Origin of the sequence: Pseudomonas sp. 382, assembly GCF_002759075.1 — a bacterium.
GTDB classification, from domain to species: Bacteria; Pseudomonadota; Gammaproteobacteria; order Pseudomonadales; family Pseudomonadaceae; genus Aquipseudomonas; species Aquipseudomonas vlassakiae.
Window position 1 is genome coordinate 55,678 of record NZ_PEMX01000014.1, and the last position, 15,919, is coordinate 71,596.

The 15,919-nt window shown below is 62.7% G+C and carries 16 protein-coding genes; 8 read left to right on the forward strand and 8 right to left on the reverse strand.

The window, feature by feature from the left end:
• Positions 1-4 precede the first annotated feature (4 nt).
• Positions 5-451 (reverse strand): GNAT family N-acetyltransferase, encoded by a 447-nt coding sequence (locus tag CQW31_RS17095; protein WP_099814994.1) that lies wholly within the window; start codon positions 449-451, stop codon positions 5-7.
• Between the two features lie 12 nt (positions 452-463).
• Positions 464-1,093: an FMN-binding negative transcriptional regulator gene (locus CQW31_RS17100; RefSeq protein WP_099814995.1), complete on the reverse strand. Its 630-nt coding sequence runs from the start codon at positions 1,091-1,093 to the stop codon at positions 464-466.
• A 90-nt stretch (positions 1,094-1,183) separates the two neighbouring features.
• Here CQW31_RS17100 and CQW31_RS17105 point away from each other — a divergent pair, with 90 nt between their 5' ends.
• Positions 1,184-2,713 carry a PLP-dependent aminotransferase family protein gene (locus CQW31_RS17105; RefSeq protein WP_099814996.1) on the forward strand — a complete coding sequence of 510 codons (1,530 nt, stop codon included), beginning with the start codon at positions 1,184-1,186 and terminating at the stop codon, positions 2,711-2,713.
• A 30-nt stretch (positions 2,714-2,743) separates the two neighbouring features.
• Here the strand turns inward: CQW31_RS17105 and CQW31_RS17110 are convergent, their stop codons facing one another.
• The 4 genes from CQW31_RS17110 to aspA all read right to left on the reverse strand — a co-directional run bounded on the left by CQW31_RS17110 (position 2,744) and on the right by aspA (position 7,688).
• Complete coding sequence (locus CQW31_RS17110) at positions 2,744-3,847, reverse strand: polyamine ABC transporter substrate-binding protein (RefSeq protein ID WP_099814997.1); 1,104 nt, start codon at positions 3,845-3,847, stop codon at positions 2,744-2,746.
• A 2-nt stretch (positions 3,848-3,849) separates the two neighbouring features.
• Positions 3,850-4,890, reverse strand: a complete 1,041-nt coding sequence (locus CQW31_RS17115) for a histone deacetylase family protein (RefSeq protein WP_054884769.1) — start codon at positions 4,888-4,890, stop codon at positions 3,850-3,852.
• Between the two features lie 115 nt (positions 4,891-5,005).
• A complete protein-coding gene (locus CQW31_RS17120; RefSeq protein WP_099814998.1) occupies positions 5,006-5,998 on the reverse strand; it encodes an AraC family transcriptional regulator in 993 nt (330 codons plus the stop codon).
• A 265-nt stretch (positions 5,999-6,263) separates the two neighbouring features.
• Positions 6,264-7,688 carry an aspartate ammonia-lyase gene (aspA, locus tag CQW31_RS17125; protein ID WP_027917067.1) on the reverse strand — a complete coding sequence of 475 codons (1,425 nt, stop codon included), beginning with the start codon at positions 7,686-7,688 and terminating at the stop codon, positions 6,264-6,266.
• Between the two features lie 182 nt (positions 7,689-7,870).
• Here aspA and CQW31_RS17130 point away from each other — a divergent pair, with 182 nt between their 5' ends.
• The 5 genes from CQW31_RS17130 (at position 7,871) to CQW31_RS17150 (ending at position 11,528) form a co-directional block, all read left to right on the forward strand.
• Entirely contained in the window at positions 7,871-8,788 is a 918-nt protein-coding gene (locus CQW31_RS17130; protein WP_054884767.1) for a LysR substrate-binding domain-containing protein, read from the forward strand.
• A 229-nt stretch (positions 8,789-9,017) separates the two neighbouring features.
• A complete protein-coding gene (purE, locus tag CQW31_RS17135; RefSeq protein WP_003253304.1) occupies positions 9,018-9,509 on the forward strand; it encodes a 5-(carboxyamino)imidazole ribonucleotide mutase in 492 nt (163 codons plus the stop codon).
• A gap of 10 nt (positions 9,510-9,519) precedes the next feature.
• Positions 9,520-10,602, forward strand: a complete 1,083-nt coding sequence (locus tag CQW31_RS17140) for a 5-(carboxyamino)imidazole ribonucleotide synthase (RefSeq protein WP_054884766.1) — start codon at positions 9,520-9,522, stop codon at positions 10,600-10,602.
• A gap of 97 nt (positions 10,603-10,699) precedes the next feature.
• Complete coding sequence (locus tag CQW31_RS17145) at positions 10,700-10,945, forward strand: GlsB/YeaQ/YmgE family stress response membrane protein (protein ID WP_060507722.1); 246 nt, start codon at positions 10,700-10,702, stop codon at positions 10,943-10,945.
• Between the two features lie 49 nt (positions 10,946-10,994).
• Entirely contained in the window at positions 10,995-11,528 is a 534-nt protein-coding gene (locus CQW31_RS17150; protein WP_054884764.1) for a DUF3299 domain-containing protein, read from the forward strand.
• Positions 11,529-11,594: 66 nt separating this feature from the next.
• Here CQW31_RS17150 and CQW31_RS17155 read toward each other — a convergent pair whose 3' ends face one another.
• Together CQW31_RS17155 and CQW31_RS17160 are read right to left on the reverse strand one after the other, a co-directional pair.
• On the reverse strand, positions 11,595-12,491 hold the full coding sequence (locus tag CQW31_RS17155) for a D-hexose-6-phosphate mutarotase (protein ID WP_099815000.1): 897 nt from the start codon (positions 12,489-12,491) through the stop codon (positions 11,595-11,597).
• Positions 12,492-12,562: 71 nt separating this feature from the next.
• Positions 12,563-12,961, reverse strand: a complete 399-nt coding sequence (locus CQW31_RS17160) for an acyl-CoA thioesterase (RefSeq protein WP_027917060.1) — start codon at positions 12,959-12,961, stop codon at positions 12,563-12,565.
• Positions 12,962-13,319: 358 nt separating this feature from the next.
• Between CQW31_RS17160 and CQW31_RS17165 the strand changes: the two genes are divergently transcribed.
• Together CQW31_RS17165 and CQW31_RS17170 are read left to right on the forward strand one after the other, a co-directional pair.
• Positions 13,320-14,609 carry an MFS transporter gene (locus CQW31_RS17165; RefSeq protein ID WP_054884762.1) on the forward strand — a complete coding sequence of 430 codons (1,290 nt, stop codon included), beginning with the start codon at positions 13,320-13,322 and terminating at the stop codon, positions 14,607-14,609.
• A 256-nt stretch (positions 14,610-14,865) separates the two neighbouring features.
• Positions 14,866-15,864: a phosphate ABC transporter substrate-binding protein PstS gene (locus CQW31_RS17170; protein WP_054884761.1), complete on the forward strand. Its 999-nt coding sequence runs from the start codon at positions 14,866-14,868 to the stop codon at positions 15,862-15,864.
• The last annotated feature ends 55 nt before the right edge of the window (positions 15,865-15,919 follow it).

A 15,919-nucleotide genomic window follows, 5' to 3' on the forward strand; every position in this document is an offset into this window, starting at 1 on the left:
TGGCCTACAACCCTTTGCGGAATTGGATGAAGCCCGGGCGCTCGGCAACCTGCTCGTACAGGCTGATGGCGGTGGCGTTGGTTTCGTGGGTCAGCCAGTGCACCTTGATGCAGCCGGCGGCCTTGGCCGTGGCGTACACGTGCTCGATCAGCTGTCGGCCGATGCCCAGGCCGCGCTGGCCGCTGTCGACGTAGAGGTCCTGCAGGTAGCAGGAGTTCTCGATGCTCCAGTTGGAACGATGGTAGATGAAGTTGACCATGCCCACTGCCTTGCCATCGACCCAGGCCAGGGTCGAATGGGTTGGCTCGTTGGGGTCGAGCAGGCGTTGCCAGGTGCTGAGGCTTACTTCCTCTGCCAGCTCGGTCTGGTAGAAGCTCAGGTAGGCTTGCCACAGGGCGAGCCAGGCGGCGTGGTCTTGGGCGCTGACAGGGCGCAGGGTAACGCTGGGCATGGGGCTTTTCCTTCAGAGTTGGCGCATATGCGCAGCAAGTTGGTTGTCCAGGTAATCCGGGCTGGCGCCCAGGCCATCACGCACGCCAGCGATATCTTCAGCCGAGCGGTTCTGGCTGAGCTTGCGCGCGCCTTGCAGGCGGGCGATGGGCAGGCGAATGCCGACGATGGCGCGGAGCATGCCGTCGAGGTAGTCGGCGGGGGCGTCGGCGACTTTCCAGGGCGCGCTGCGGCCCTGTTCGTGGCGGTCGGTCAGGCGGCTGACGATCTGCAGCAGCGGCGCGGCGTCGTGGATTACTTCGGCCGTGCCGTAGGCGTGCACGGCCAGGTAATTCCAGGTCGGCACCACCTTGGGGTTTTCGGCCTTGCTCGGGTAATAGCTGGGGCTGACGTAGGCGTCGGCACCCGGGAACACCAGCAGTGCTTCGGCACCTTGCGCCAGGTCCTGCCATTGGCGGTTAGCCCGCGCCAGGTGGGCATAGACGCAGCCGAACTCGCCCTCGTCGGTGTCGAGCAAAACCGGCAGGTGTGTGGCCAGCAGGCCCTGTTCACCGTGGCTGACCAGCACGGCCAGGCGGGTGTTGCGCATGTGCTGGTGCAAGCGCTCAAGGTCATGTTCCTGATGGGGTTTGCTGTTGTACATGCGCAGGGTCCTTGTTTAATGGCTCCATCCTAGGCAGGCTATTGGCTCTGGGTAAGAGCCATTAATGACTGTTTTGGTAGGTCCAATTCCATGAGCGAGCGTCCCTTCCTGTTGCCCTTCGATCCTGCCGGTATCGTGCTCGATCGCCGTCGCGGGCTCAGTCAACAGCTCTACGAGGCCTTGCGGGCACGGGTGCTGGATGGTCGCCTGAGCAGCGGTACCCGGTTGCCGGCTACGCGTGAGTTGGCGAGCGTCCTGGCGCTGTCGCGCAACAGTGTGGTGCGTGCCTATGACCAGCTGTATGCCGAGGGCTACATTGAAAGCCGGATAGGGGATGGCACGTATGTGAGCCGCCTGCCAAAACTATCCACACAACTGTCCACAGGCTTATCCCAAGGCTTATCAACAGACTTATCCACATTTCCTTCGGAAAATACTGAGGATTTATCCAGCAACAAGCTTTCCAGTGAGCCATTGGAACGGCTGAAAAGTAACCATCTTCCGCCGCCGAAAAGCGGTGCGCCGAAGGCATTTCGAGTCGGAATTCCGGCGTTCGATCTGTTCCCTTTCGACGTGTGGGCCAAGCTGCAGGCGGCTTTCTGGCGCAATCCGTCGCCGGCGCAGCTGGGCTATGGCGATCCAGCCGGTGAGCCAGTGCTACGCGAGCTGATAGCCGCCTATCTGCGCCGTTCGCGTGGCCTTTCCTGCACGGCTGAACAAATTGTGATCACCAGTGGTGCGCAACAGGCCATCAGCCTTTGTGCACAGTTGCTGTTGCAACCGGGCGACGGCGTGGCTGTGGAAAACCCGGGTTATCGGGCCGCCGGGCATACCTTCGCCGTGGCCGGTGGCAAGGTGACTGGCGTGCCGGTGGACGAGGAGGGCATGGATTGCCAGCACCTGGAGCAGTTGACGGACTGCCGGCTGGCCTATGTCACCCCGGCGCACCAGTACCCGACCGGCGTGACCATGAGCCTGCCGCGGCGCCTGGCCTTGCTGGCCTGGGCCGAGCGCAGCGATGGCTGGATCATCGAGGATGACTACGACGGCGAGTACCGCTACAGCGGCGCGCCCTTGACCCCGCTGGCAGCGCTCGACCGCCAGGGGCGGGTATTGTACGTCGGGACCTTCGGCAAGATCGCCTTTCCGGCATTGCGACTGGGCTATCTGGTGCTGCCTCCACGGCTGGTCCAGGCATTCAGCCAGGGGCGGGCGCTGGCGGTACGGCATTCGGAAGTGGGCACCCAGTGCGTGATGGCCGAATTCATGGCCCAAGGTCATTTCCAGCGGCACATCCGGCGCATGCGCAAGGCGGCGCTGAGCCGGCGCAATGTGCTCAAGGCCGGATGGCCTGTGGATGTGCCTGGACTGGGTGCGATGCCTGATGTGGCGGCGGGGCTGCATGTGAAGGTGGATGTGGATAACTTTGCGCGGGAGCAGGAGCTGGTGGCCAGGGCTGAGGTGGTGGGGGTGGAGGTGAATCCGCTGAGCAGTTACTGGCTGGAGGAAAGCGGGCTGCCTGTGGATAAGCGGGCAGGGCTGGTGCTGGGGTTTGCGGCGGTGCCGGAAGGGGAGATTGCCGAAGCCTTGTTGAAATTGCGCAGGGTCTGGAAAAGGTAAATGGGGCTGCGAAGCAGCCCCAGCTCTGCATCAAGTGCCTGACTTAATACGGGTCCAGGCGCGCGTCCGCGCCCGTTCGGCCTCACGCGTCAACGGTTTGAGGGTATACAGCTTGGCCATCGCCTCCGCCGTCGGGTACAGGTTCGGGTTGTTGCGAATCGCCGGGCTGACCTTGTCGGTGGCATCCTTGTTCGGGTTCGGGTAGCCGACGAAATCGCTGATCGGCGCGATCACCTCAGGCCGCAGCAGGTAGTTGATGAATGCATGGGCATCCTCCGGGTTGGCCGCGTTCTTCGGAATCGCCAGCATGTCGAACCAGATCGGTGCACCTTCCTTGGGCAGGCGCATGTCCACCACCACGCCATTCTTCGCATCCTTCGCCCGGTTGGCGGCCTGCGAGAAGCTGCCGCTGTAGCCCACCGCCACGCAGATATCGCCATTGGCGATGTCGGCCATGTACTTCGAGGAATGGAAATAGGTGATGTAAGGGCGGATCTTCAGCAAAAGCGCTTCGGCCTTCTTGTAGTCGTCCGGCTTGTCACTGTTGGGTGGCAAGCCCAGGTGCTGCAAGGCCAGCGGCAGGATCTCCGAAGGCGAGTCGAGCAGCGCGACGCCGCACTGCTTGAGCTTGGAGATGTTCTCTTCCTTGAAGATCAGGTCCCAGCTGTCGACCGGGGCCTGGTCACCGAGCGCGGCCTTGACCTTGTCCGGGTTGAAACCGATCAGGATGGTGCCGTACATGTACGGCACGGCGAACTTGTTGCCCGGGTCGTTGGCTTCGATCAGCTTCATCAGCGCCGGGTCCAGGTGTTGCCAGTTCGGCAGCTTGCTGCGGTCCAGCTGCTGGAACACCCCGGCCTCGATCTGCTTGGCGAGGAACACGTTGGACGGCACCACCACGTCGTAGCCGGAGTTGCCGGTGAGCAGCTTGGCCTCGAGCGCTTCGTTGGTGTCGAAGATGTCGTAGATCAGCTTGACGCCACTGTCCTTCTGGAAGTCGCTCAAGGTCTGCGGGGTTATGTAATCGAACCAGTTAAACACACGCAGGGTGCGCTGCTCAGCGTGAGCGTGCAGGGCACCGGTGAACAGGGTGGCAGCGATGAATGGGGCGAGCAGACGCTTGAGTCGGACCATGATCAGGCTCCTGGCTGGGCGCGCTGGAAGCCTTCCAGCACATTGACTGCGTTGATACCGATTTCTTCCACAGCGTAGCCACCTTCCATCACGAACAGGGTGGGCTTGCCGAGCTGGGCGATGCGTTTGCCCATTTCCAGGTAATCCGGGCTGTCCAGCTTGAACTGGGAGATCGGGTCGTCTTTGAAGGTGTCCACGCCCAGGGAGACCACCAGCACGTCGGCGTCATAGGCGGCGATGCGTTGGCAGGCGTCTTCCAGTGCGGCGCTCCAGGCTGCCCAGTCACTCCCAGCGGGCAGCGGGTAGTTGATGTTGCAGCCTTCGCCTGCGCCTTCACCGGTTTCGTCGGCATAGCCGAGGAAGAACGGGAATTCATCCTGGGGGTCGCCGTGGATCGAGGCGAAGAATACGTCGTTGCGCTGATAGAAGATGTCCTGGGTGCCGTTGCCGTGGTGGTAGTCGACATCGAGGATGGCCACCCTGGCGCGGCCCTGGTCAAGGAAGGCCTGGGCGGCAATCGCGGCATTGTTCAGGTAGCAGTAGCCGCCCATGACTTCAGCAGCGGCGTGGTGCCCTGGTGGGCGGCACAAAGCGAAGGCCGAGTGAGCACCTTGCTCAATGGCAGCCTGGGCGGTCAGGGCGACCTGCGCGGCGCTGTAGGCGGCTTGCCACGTACCAGCGGTGATCGGCGCGCCGGCGTCGAAGCTGTAGTAGCCCAGTTCGCCATGCAGGCCGGTTGGCTTGACCTGGCGCAGGGTGCGTGCCGGCCAGGTGAAGGGCAGCAGGTCACCGTCGTGACCGAGCGCGGCCCAGCGCGCCCAGGCGCCCTGGAAGAAGTCGAGATAGTCGGCGCTGTGAATGCGCTGCAACGGCGCACGGCCGAAATCAGTTGGCCCCTGGACATCGCCGAGGTTGCGCTTTTTCACTTGTTCGAGGACGTGGTCGGCGCGTGAGGGCATTTCGAAGCAAGGCATCAGCTTGCCGTCGATCAGCTCGCAGCGGCCATGGTGCAGGCGGTGATCATCGGAATAGATCGTCAGCATTTGTTGTTCTCCGGGGGTACTGGCGTGGCCCATTTTCACGGGCGGCCAGTTGGCAGAGAACGACGCAAACGGCCAAAAGGGGATCGATGTGGCCAAGCTCGTTGGCCACAGCAGGTCAACCGCGGAAGTGGCTGGGGGCGACCCCGCTCCAACGCTGGAATGCATGGCGGAAACTCGCGGTCTCGCTGAACCCCAGGGTCTCGGCGATCCGGTAGATCGGCATCTGCTCGTCGGCCAGCAATTGCTTGGCTCGATCGAAGCGCAGCTCATCGAGCAGTTGTTGATAACTGCAACCCAGCGCCTGCAAGTGCCGGCGCAAGGTCCGCGAGGAACAGTTCATCTGCCGCGCCAGCCCCTCCAGGCCCGGCGCCGCATCCAGTTGTTGCAGCAAGAGCTGGCGGATTCGCCCAAGCCAGGCTTGGCGCCCGGTGAATTCCAGGTTCAGGCGCCGGCAGCGCTCACTCATGGCCTTGTGGGTAATCGGGTCGGCCAGCGGCAATGGCATGTCCAGCCAGCGCCGCTCGAAGGCAAAGGCGTTGTCCTCGGCGTCGAAAGCCAGTGGGCACTGGAAGGCACCGGTGTAGAGACCATGGTAGCTGGGCCGTGGGTGCTCGAAGCGGGCGCCGAGCAGCGGCAGGGTTCGGCCGAGCAGGTCATCGCAGATCACTTTCAACGACACCAGGCAGAACTCGGCATTGAAGGCGGCGAGGGCTGGGCTGTCGTGGTATTCGCTGGCGCTGAACCAGACGCGCTGGCCATCGTCGACCAGGCGCAACTTGAAGACTGTTCCCAGCAGTGCCGGATAGTGCAGCGCCAGGCGCAGGGCGTCACCCAAAGTGGCACTGGAGAGCAGGGCGTAACCGAGCATGCCGTAGCACGACACATGCATGCGCCGGCCCAGTTCCAGGCCAATCTCCTCGCGTCGGGCCACGGCATTGGCGCACACCTGCAACTCTTGCTGGGTAGTGATGCGTGCGTCGCTATGGCCCAGGTCGGCCGGGCCTATGCCGCTGCCGGCGAGCAACGTTGTCGCCTCGCAGCCTTCTTCCTGGAACAGGTTGAGGATCAGCGAAACCGCGTTGAGGGTGGTCAGGTGGCTGTGCAGCATGCTCGGTCATCCCGTGGGCCTGGGAGGCATTATGGAGCAAATTGTGTGCCGATATCTGGGGCCGCTGTGCGGCCCTTTCGCGACACAAGGCCGCTCCTACAGGGATCGCGGTCGTCTGTAGGAGCGGCCTTGTGTCGCGAAAGGGCTGCGCAGCAGCGCCAAAATTCATCAGGCAAAAAAAAGGCCCGGAGCGTGCGCTCGGGCCTTTGAAAGGTTGAGAGGTGTCTAGTCCCTCGACCTGGTGAGACTGTTTGCAGCGGCCGGGTTACGCCTTCAGCGGAACCAGACGTGGAGCGATCATGTTTTCCGGACGCAGGATGTCGTCGAGCATCGCGTCGTCCAGCAGCTTCTCTTCACGCACCAGTTCAAGTACGCCGCGGCCGGTTTCCAGGGCAACGCGAGCGATACGGGTGGCGTTTTCGTAGCCGATGTACGGGTTCAGGGCGGTGACCAGGCCGATCGAGTGCTCGACCAGTTCACGGCAGCGCTGTTCGTTGGCTGTGATGCCGACGATGCAGTGCTCGCGCAGCATGTCCATGGCGCGCTGGAGCAGGCGGATCGAGTCGAAGATCTTGTAGGCGATCAGCGGCTCCATCACGTTCAGCTGCAGCTGGCCACCTTCGGCGGCGACGGTCAGGGCCAGGTCGTTGCCCATGATGGCGAAGGCCACCTGGTTGACGGCTTCCGGGATGACCGGGTTGACCTTGCCTGGCATGATCGAGCTGCCTGGCTGACGCGCTGGCAGGTTGATCTCGTTGATTCCGGTGCGTGGGCCGCTGGACAGCAGGCGCAGGTCGTTGCAGATCTTCGACAGTTTGACCGCGGTACGTTTGAGCATGCCGGAGAACAGCACGAAAGCACCCATGTCGGATGTGGCTTCGATCAGGTCGGCAGCCGGTACCAGCGGCTGGCCGCTGATAGTGGCCAGGCGTTGTACGGCCAGGGCTTGGTAGCCCGGGTCGGCGTTGATGCCGGTACCGATGGCAGTACCGCCCAGGTTGATTTCGGTCAGCAGTTCCGGCGCCAGCGAGCGCAGGCGCTGCAGGTCTTCGGTCATGGTGGTGGCGAAGGCGCGGAATTCCTGGCCCAGGGTCATCGGCACGGCGTCCTGCAGCTGGGTGCGGCCCATCTTCAGTACGTGGTCGAATTCCTTGCCTTTGGCAGCGAAGGCCTGGATCAGGCTGTCGAGGCTGGCCAGCAGGGCGTCGTGACCCAGCAGCAGGCCCAGGCGGATGGCAGTCGGGTAGGCGTCGTTGGTCGACTGCGCCATGTTCACGTCGTTGTTCGGGTGCAGGTACTGGTATTCACCCTTCTGGTGGCCCATGGCCTCCAGCGCGACGTTGGCGATGACTTCGTTCGCGTTCATGTTGGTGGAAGTACCGGCACCACCCTGGATCATGTCCACCACGAACTGGTCGTGGTAATCGCCTTTGATCAGGCGGGCGCAGGCTGCACTGATGGCCGCGTGCTTGGCATCGCTCAGGTGACCCAGCTCACGGTTGGCGTCGGCAGCAGCCTGCTTGACCATGGCCAGGGCCACGACCAGCTTCGGGTAGTGCGACAGCGGAACACCGGAGAGATGGAAGTTGTTGGCAGCGCGCAGGGTCTGGATGCCGTAGTAGGCATCGGCAGGGACTTCAAGGGTACCAAGCAGATCTTTTTCGACGCGGAACGATGCAGCGGAGGACATGATGGATATCATCTCGATTTTGACCCGGCACATGCCGGAATGGCGCCAATCCTAGGCCTGAAGGGGATTTTGCGGCCAATGCTGTTGCACGCTAACCTATGCACAAACGGCATAGTGTTTCATGTGACGCCAATTGACATTCGAGCGTGTTCCATTTTGGTGCGCGCCGGGAGATCTGCTTCATGAACCTCGAAAGCAAGTGGCTGGAGGACTTCAGTGCCCTGGCCTCCACTCGCAGTTTTTCCCAGGCGGCCGAGCGACGTTTCGTCACCCAGCCTGCCTTCAGCCGGCGCATACGCAGCCTGGAAGCGGCGTTGGGCCTGACCTTGGTGAATCGCTCCCGCACACCGATTGAACTGACCGAGGCTGGCCAGCTTTTTCTCGTCACTGCGCGCACCGTTGTCGACCAGTTGAGCGAAGTTCTTCGCCATTTGCATCACCTCGAAGGAGGGCAGGGCGAGGTCATCCAAGTGTCAGCCGCGCACTCCCTGGCGTCAGGCTTTTTCCCCCGCTGGGTAGCCCAGTTGCGCAATGACGGTTTGAACATCGCCACCCGCCTGGTTGCGACTAACGTCGGAGATGCGGTGCATGCATTAAGGGAGGGGGGCTGTGACCTGATGCTGGCGTTCTATGACCCTGATGCCGCCCTGCAGATGGATGCCGAGATCTTCCCGTCGCTGCACATGGGCACCACCGAAATGCTTCCGGTGTGCGCAGTGGATGCCGACGGCAAGCCGCTGTTCGATCTTGAAGCCGACAGCAGCGTGCCGCTGTTGGCTTACAGCGCCGGTGCTTTCCTGGGGCGTTCGGTGAACCTGCTGCTACGTCAACGCAATCTGCGGTACACCACTGTCTACGAAACTGCCATGGCTGACAGTCTCAAGAGCATGGCGCTGGAAGGCATGGGCGTCGCCTGGGTGCCCCGTCTGTCGATGCGTGGCGAGCTGGAGCGCGGCGAGCTGGCGATTTGTGGCGGGAGCCAATGGCATGTGCCGCTGGAAATTCGCCTGTACCGCTGCGCCCTGGTGCGCAAGGCCAATGTGCGGCTGTTGTGGCGCAAGCTGGAGTCGGCAGGTGGCCCTGGTGAGGCATCAGCCTGACTGGCACCAGAGCTTGTCGGGTTGGGGGAAAAACTTGTCCCGCGAGACAGCTTGCCCTTTGATCCGACATGTGCTTACAGGGGTGGGCGGGCCGCCCAGAAATACGCTACAATCCCGCGCCTTCGACCGACCCGGTCGATACAGAATCCGTATGACAAGCCACGCCGGCCCACCTGCGTGGCTTGTTGCTTTTAGCGCGCCTGAAGGCGCTTGCAGGAGAGGCTCGACGATGAGTGCACTGGTTGGCGTGATCATGGGCTCCAAGTCCGATTGGTCCACCCTTAGCCACACCGCCGATATGCTGGAAAAACTCGGCATTCCCTACGAAGTGAAGGTGGTTTCCGCCCACCGCACCCCGGACTTGCTGTTCCAGTACGCCGAAGAGGCCGAAGGGCGTGGTATCGAGGTGATCATTGCCGGTGCCGGTGGCGCCGCCCACCTGCCAGGCATGTGTGCTGCCAAGACCCATCTGCCGGTGCTGGGCGTGCCCGTCCAGTCGTCGATGCTGTCGGGCGTCGACTCGCTGTTGTCGATCGTGCAGATGCCTGCCGGCGTGCCGGTGGCCACCCTGGCCATTGGCCGAGCTGGCGCCGTCAACGCTGCGCTGCTGTCGGCGAGCATCCTCGGCGCCAAGTACCCGCAGTACCACGCGGCGCTCAAGCAGTTCCGCACCGAGCAGACCGACACCGTGCTGGACAATCCAGACCCGCGCCAGGCTTGAGGCTGAACCCATGAAGATCGGTGTAATCGGTGGCGGCCAACTGGGCCGCATGCTGGCCCTGGCGGGCACTCCGCTGGGTATGAACTTCGCCTTCCTCGACCCGGCGCCAGACGCCTGCGCCGCCGCGCTGGGCGAGCACCTGCGTGGCGACTATGGCGACCAGGCTCACCTGCGCCAACTGGCCGACGAGGTCGACCTGGTCACCTTCGAATTTGAAAGCGTCCCGGCCGAGACCGTGGCTTTCCTGTCGCAGTTCGTGCCGGTTTACCCAAGTGCCGAAGCCCTGCGCATCGCCCGTGATCGCCTGTTCGAGAAAAGCATGTTCCGCGACCTGGGTATCCCGACCCCGGCCTTCGCCGACATCCTCTCGCAGGCAGACCTCGACGCGGCGGTCGCCAGCATCGGCCTGCCGGCAGTACTGAAGACCCGCACCCTGGGCTACGACGGCAAGGGCCAGAAGGTGCTGCGCACGCCTGAAGACGTGGTTGGCACCTTCGCCGAACTGGGCAGCGTGCCTTGCCTGCTGGAAGGCTTCGTGCCGTTCACCGGCGAAGTATCGCTGGTAGCCGTGCGGGCCCGCGATGGTGAAACCCGCTTCTACCCGTTGGTGCACAACACCCACGAGAGCGGCATCCTCAAACTGTCGGTGGCCAGCGACGCGCACCCGCTGCAGGGCCTGGCCGAAGACTATGTCGGTCGAGTGCTCAAGCAACTGGATTATGTCGGGGTGATGGCCTTCGAGTTCTTCGAGGTCGACGGTGGCCTGAAGGCCAACGAAATTGCCCCGCGTGTGCACAACTCCGGGCACTGGACCATCGAAGGTGCCGAGTGCAGCCAGTTCGAGAACCATCTGCGCGCCGTGGCCGGCCTGCCGCTGGGTTCGACTGCCAAGGTCGGTGAGAGCGCCATGCTCAACTTCATCGGTGAAGTGCCGGCGGTGGACAAGGTCGTGGCCATCGATGGCTGCCACCTGCACCACTACGGCAAGGCTTTCAAGGTCGGGCGCAAGGTCGGCCACGCTACCCTGCGCTGCCAGGACATGGTCAGTCTGAAGGCCAGGATTGCCGAAGTAGAAGCGCTGATCAGCAACTGATCGAACTTCTGCGCAAGGTCTGCCCTCTGAAAATGGCAACAAGCCAAAGCGCTGTCTAGGCTTTGGCTTGTTCCATCTTCACTTCAGAGGGATTGCCATGGGCATCATTGGAACCATCTTCATCGGCCTTATCGTTGGTCTGCTGGCCCGCTTCCTCAAGCCGGGCGACGACAGCATGGGCTGGATCATGACCATTCTGCTGGGTATCGCCGGCTCACTGCTCGCCACCTATGGCGGCCAGGCACTGGGGATCTACCAGGCGGGCCAGGCCGCAGGATTCATCGGCGCGCTGGTCGGTGCGATCATCCTTCTGGTGATCTACGGATTCATCAAGAAACGTTGAATACTGGTTAGAATGCCCGGCAATTCATCCCGAGTTGCCGAGCATTTTCATGCGTGCCTTTTTCCTCATCCCGTTGCTTCTGGCCAGCACCCTGGCCCATGCCGAACTGCCCGAGACCGACTGGCTGGAGCTGATGCCCAAGTCAGACCAGAAGGCCCTCGAAGCGATGCCCGAGATCGATCACAACTCGCCGGAAGCCAATGGCACCTTCACCGCCAAGGGCGGCCTCAAGCAGAGCAAGGGCCTGCCGGCGGTGATGTATTCGACCAAGACCGTGGCGGCCATGGATGGCAAGGACATCCGCCTGGGTGGCTACCCGGTGCCGCTGGAAAGCGACGCCAAGGGCAACAGCACCTTGTTCTTCCTCGTACCTTACCCGGGCGCGTGCATCCACGTACCGCCACCGCCGCCCAACCAGCTGGTGCTGGTGCGGTATCCGAAAGGCTTGAAGATCGATGATATCTACACGCCGCTCTGGGTTAGCGGCAAGCTGAAGGTGGAGAAGGTCAGCAATGACCTGGCCGATGCGGCCTATGCGCTGGATGCTGGGAAGGTGAGGGTGGTGGAAGACGCCGACCTCTGATTGCCTGTACTGGCCTCTTCGCGGCGCCGAACCGCCGCGAAGAGGCCAGACCTGCCGAAGTAGAATTCAGATCGCTCCGCTGCCGATCCTGACCTGCAACGACCGGCTGGCCCCGGGCTTGAGCTCCACTACATCATCCCAGACATTCGCTGTCTCGATGCACAGCATCCGCTGCCAGCCGTCATCGGCCATGTCTGCCAGCTCCTTGGCCCGCTCGGTCCACGGATTCCAGATCACCGCCGAGCGAGACCCGCTGCAGGTCAAGGTAATCCGCCGCTCCCAGTGCGGGTCGACGATGCTCAGCTTCTGCGGCGTATCCAGGTAGATCCGGTCGGTTTCCCCGGCAAACGCCAACGCACCCTGCTGCTGGCGCTGTTCCCAGCCGGCCAGGGTCTCGATGTACTGCAGCCCCTCGACCCCTTCGACCTGCGCCTGGCGCACGTCGCTGACGGCGAAGTAGCTGTGCAAGGCCTGGCTGATGGTCACGGGGCTGTTGCCCATGTTGCGGCTGTTCAGGGACACGGTGAGATCGTCACCGAGCACGATGTGCAGTTTCAGCTCGACATCATGCGGCCAGTCCGGCAGATCGCCCTGGGCCTCTGGCAGCTCGAAATCGATGTGCAGGTCATCGCCTTTTTCTTCGACGCCCAGCAATTGCCAGTCACGCGTGCGTGCCAAGCCATGGGCGGGAGCCTGCTCGCCACGGTACATGGCCTGCACGGATGCGGGGTTGCGCTGCAAGTTGCCAAACCACGGCCAGCATACCGGTACACCGGCGCGCACCGATTTGCCCTGGCGGAAGATGGCCTGGTCGCTCAGCCATAGCAGCGGTGGCTCGCCAACACGCTGGTAGCTGAGGATCTGCGCGCCCTGCTGGGCGATCAGTAGTTCGGCGTGGTCGCTGCTGATGCGCCAGCAGTTGAGTTCGCCGTGTTGCTCGGATTCGACCTTGAAGGTAGCCATTGCGCTTGTCTCATTGATTGCCTGTGGGCCTTGGACCCGGTGACGTGCAATGAGTTTACCGCTCGCGAGGCTCAGCGACGAGGCACCGAGCGGGTGCGGCCACTGCCATCGATGGCGACGAATACGAACGTCGCTTCAGTGACCTTGCGCCATTCGCTGGACAGCGGGTCGTCACTCCACACTTCGACCATCATGCGGATCGAGCTGCGGCCGATTTCCAGGGTCTGGGTGTAGAACGACAGTTGTGCACCGACGGCCACCGGCACCAGGAATGCCATGCGGTCGATGGACACAGTGGCTACCCGGCCGCCCGCGACGCGGCTGGCCATGGCGGTACCGGCGAGGTCCATCTGCGCGACCAGCCAGCCGCCGAAGATGTCGCCGAAGCCATTGGTTTCGCGCGGCAGTGCAGTGATCTGCAAGGCCAGGTCACCTTGCGGGATAGGATCTTCTTGTTCGAGCTCAATCATGCGATGGGGCCTCTGACCCGTGACGCTTCGTTGGTGTGGCGCAAGGCCGGGAAAACGATTCAGCTGACAACATACTACGCTGATTCCGCTTCGCGGGGCGCCCATAGGGAAACTCTGCGAAACAGTCTGACCTCAAGCCCGGCGTTTTCGCACAACTTCCCACGGTTAAAGCAACCTTTTCCTACGAGCGGCCAGTATATATAGCCAATCGCCAGGCGACGACCGCGCATTCACGAATATCTGTATGGTTTTTGTATCGCTTTCAGCGCAGCTCGGCAATTTGCTATCTTCGCTGCTCGCCCCAACCCAGAAGCCGCGTGCCAAGCGGCCTGCGTCACCTACAAGAGAACAACGAGCGATGACCTCCGTGCCGAGCAGTATCGAGCAGCCCTCGCGGCCGCTGACCCGCAGTGACTACAAGACCCTCTCACTGTCCGCCCTGGGCGGAGCCCTGGAGTTCTACGACTTCATCATCTTCGTGTTCTTCGCCACGGTGGTCGGCAAGCTGTTCTTCCCGCCTGACATGCCCGAATGGCTGCGCCTGATGCAGACTTTCGGCATTTTTGCCGCCGGTTACCTGGCACGGCCACTGGGTGGCATCGTCATGGCCCACTTCGGCGACCTGCTCGGGCGCAAGAAGATGTTCACCCTGAGCATTTTCATGATGGCCTTGCCGACGCTGATCATGGGCCTGCTGCCGACTTATGCACAGATTGGCCTGTGGGCGCCGGTCCTGCTGTTGCTGATGCGCGTGATCCAGGGCGCAGCCATCGGTGGTGAAGTACCGGGCGCCTGGGTGTTCGTCTCTGAGCACGTGCCGGCACGCAACACCGGCTACGCCTGTGGCACCCTGACCGCCGGCCTGACGGCAGGGATCCTGCTCGGTTCGCTGGTGGCGACCTTGATCAACACCCTCTACAGCGGCGAAGAAGTGGCCGACTATGCCTGGCGTATCCCGTTCCTGCTCGGCGGTGTGTTCGGCCTGTTCTCGGTGTACCTGCGCCGCTGGCTGCACGAAACCCCGGTGTTCGCCGAGATGCAGCAGCGCAAGGCATTGGCCGAAGAGTTGCCACTGCGCGCGGTGCTGCGTGATCACCGTGGGCCGATCATCCTGTCGATGCTGCTGACCTGGATGCTGTCTGCCGGCATCGTGGTAGTGATCCTGATGACCCCGGCGTTGCTGCAGACCATCTATCACGTCAGCCCCACCGATTCGCTCAAGGCCAACAGCCTGGCGATCGTGCTTCTCAGCTTCGGCTGCATCGGTGCCGGCAGCCTGGCCGACCGCTTCGGTGCGGGACGGGTGTTCGTGATCGGCAGCCTGCTACTGCTGGCCAGCTCCTGGACCTTCTACCACAGCCTGCCGACCCATCCTGAGCTGCTGTTCCCGCTGTATGCGCTGACCGGCCTGTGCGTGGGGGTGATCGGCGCGGTGCCGTACGTGATGGTCAAGGCGTTCCCGGCGGTGGTGCGCTTCAGTGGGCTGTCGTTCTCCTACAACGTCGCCTATGCCATCTTCGGTGGCCTGACGCCGATGGTGGTTACCGCGCTGCTCAAGGTCAGCCCGATGGCACCTGCCTACTACGTAGCAGGGCTGTGCGCCGTCGGTCTGGCGGTGGGCCTGTACCTGCTCGCCAACAAGCGCTGATCTGACGGCTGGCACGATCCCTGTGGGAGCGGGCGAGCCCGCGAACACGGGCGCAGCCCGTGCCATACACCGCGATGCCTGCTTCGCGGGCTGGCCCGCTCCCACAGGGATAGGTGCTGGCTGCTGAACGGATGCGACCCATCTCATGATGGCCTTTCATCCATTTGTCACAATTGAGTCATATCGTATTCATGCGGCCTGCAGATACTTGGCCCCGTTCCATCCAACACCCCAATATTCCTGCTAGGAGCAAGGCATGAAACTGAAGCGTTTGATGGCGGCCCTCACCTTTGCCGCCGCTGGCGTTGCGACCGCCAACGCGGTAGCCGCTGTCGACCCTGCGATCCCGACCTACACCAAGACCACCGGTGTTTCGGGAAACCTCTCCAGCGTCGGTTCCGATACCCTCGCGAACCTGATGACTTTGTGGGCCGAGGCCTACAAGAAGGAATATCCGAACGTAAACATCCAGATTCAGGCTGCCGGTTCCTCGACTGCGCCACCCGCGCTGACCGAAGGCACCTCCAACCTCGGCCCGATGAGCCGCAAGATGAAGGACGTCGAGCTGCAAGCCTTCGAGCAGAAGTACGGCTACAAGCCGACCGCCATCCCGGTCGCCGTCGACGCTCTGGCCGTGTTCGTGCACAAGGACAACCCGATCAAGGGCCTGACCATGGAGCAGGTCGATGCGATCTTCTCGTCCACCCGCCTGTGTGGGGCCAAAGCCGAGGTGAAGACCTGGGGCGACCTGGGCGTGACCGGCGACCTGGCCAACAAGCCGGTGCAGCTGTTCGGCCGCAACTCGGTATCGGGTACCTATGGCTACTTCAAGGAAGAGGCCCTGTGCAAAGGCGACTTCAAGCCTAACGTCAACGAACAGCCTGGCTCGGCTTCGGTCGTACAGGCGATCAGCTCCTCGCTGAACGGCATCGGTTACTCGGGCATCGGCTACAAGACTGCCAGCGTCAAGACCGTGCCACTGGCCAAGAAAGGCAGCACCGAGTTCATTGAAGACAACGAAACCAACGCCCTGAACGGCAAATACCCGCTGTCGCGTTTCCTCTACGTCTACGTCAACAAGGCGCCGAACAAGCCTCTCGCCCCGCTGGAAGCCGAGTTCGTCAAGCTGGTCCTGTCGCAAGCTGGCCAGCAGGTCGTAGTGAAGGATGGTTACATCCCGCTGCCGGCCAAAGTGGTCGACAAGACCCTCGCTGACCTGGGGCTGTCCCAAGCCGGTAACGTTGCAAAAAAGTAAGTAACTGAGGATGAGGCCGGTGCTGAAGCCCGGCCTCTTCCACGACTTCCCCAGT

Coding starts and splice junctions, on each gene's coding strand:
- CQW31_RS17095 (WP_099814994.1), bottom strand. CDS start 451: ATGCCCAGCGTTACCCTGCGCCCTGTCAGCGCCCAAGACCACGCCGCC.
- CQW31_RS17100 (WP_099814995.1), bottom strand. CDS start 1,093: ATGTACAACAGCAAACCCCATCAGGAACATGACCTTGAGCGCTTGCAC.
- CQW31_RS17105 (WP_099814996.1), top strand. CDS start 1,184: ATGAGCGAGCGTCCCTTCCTGTTGCCCTTCGATCCTGCCGGTATCGTG.
- CQW31_RS17110 (WP_099814997.1), bottom strand. CDS start 3,847: ATGGTCCGACTCAAGCGTCTGCTCGCCCCATTCATCGCTGCCACCCTG.
- CQW31_RS17115 (WP_054884769.1), bottom strand. CDS start 4,890: ATGCTGACGATCTATTCCGATGATCACCGCCTGCACCATGGCCGCTGC.
- CQW31_RS17120 (WP_099814998.1), bottom strand. CDS start 5,998: ATGCTGCACAGCCACCTGACCACCCTCAACGCGGTTTCGCTGATCCTC.
- aspA (WP_027917067.1), bottom strand. CDS start 7,688: ATGTCCTCCGCTGCATCGTTCCGCGTCGAAAAAGATCTGCTTGGTACC.
- CQW31_RS17130 (WP_054884767.1), top strand. CDS start 7,871: ATGAACCTCGAAAGCAAGTGGCTGGAGGACTTCAGTGCCCTGGCCTCC.
- purE (WP_003253304.1), top strand. CDS start 9,018: ATGAGTGCACTGGTTGGCGTGATCATGGGCTCCAAGTCCGATTGGTCC.
- CQW31_RS17140 (WP_054884766.1), top strand. CDS start 9,520: ATGAAGATCGGTGTAATCGGTGGCGGCCAACTGGGCCGCATGCTGGCC.
- CQW31_RS17145 (WP_060507722.1), top strand. CDS start 10,700: ATGGGCATCATTGGAACCATCTTCATCGGCCTTATCGTTGGTCTGCTG.
- CQW31_RS17150 (WP_054884764.1), top strand. CDS start 10,995: ATGCGTGCCTTTTTCCTCATCCCGTTGCTTCTGGCCAGCACCCTGGCC.
- CQW31_RS17155 (WP_099815000.1), bottom strand. CDS start 12,491: ATGGCTACCTTCAAGGTCGAATCCGAGCAACACGGCGAACTCAACTGC.
- CQW31_RS17160 (WP_027917060.1), bottom strand. CDS start 12,961: ATGATTGAGCTCGAACAAGAAGATCCTATCCCGCAAGGTGACCTGGCC.
- CQW31_RS17165 (WP_054884762.1), top strand. CDS start 13,320: ATGACCTCCGTGCCGAGCAGTATCGAGCAGCCCTCGCGGCCGCTGACC.
- CQW31_RS17170 (WP_054884761.1), top strand. CDS start 14,866: ATGAAACTGAAGCGTTTGATGGCGGCCCTCACCTTTGCCGCCGCTGGC.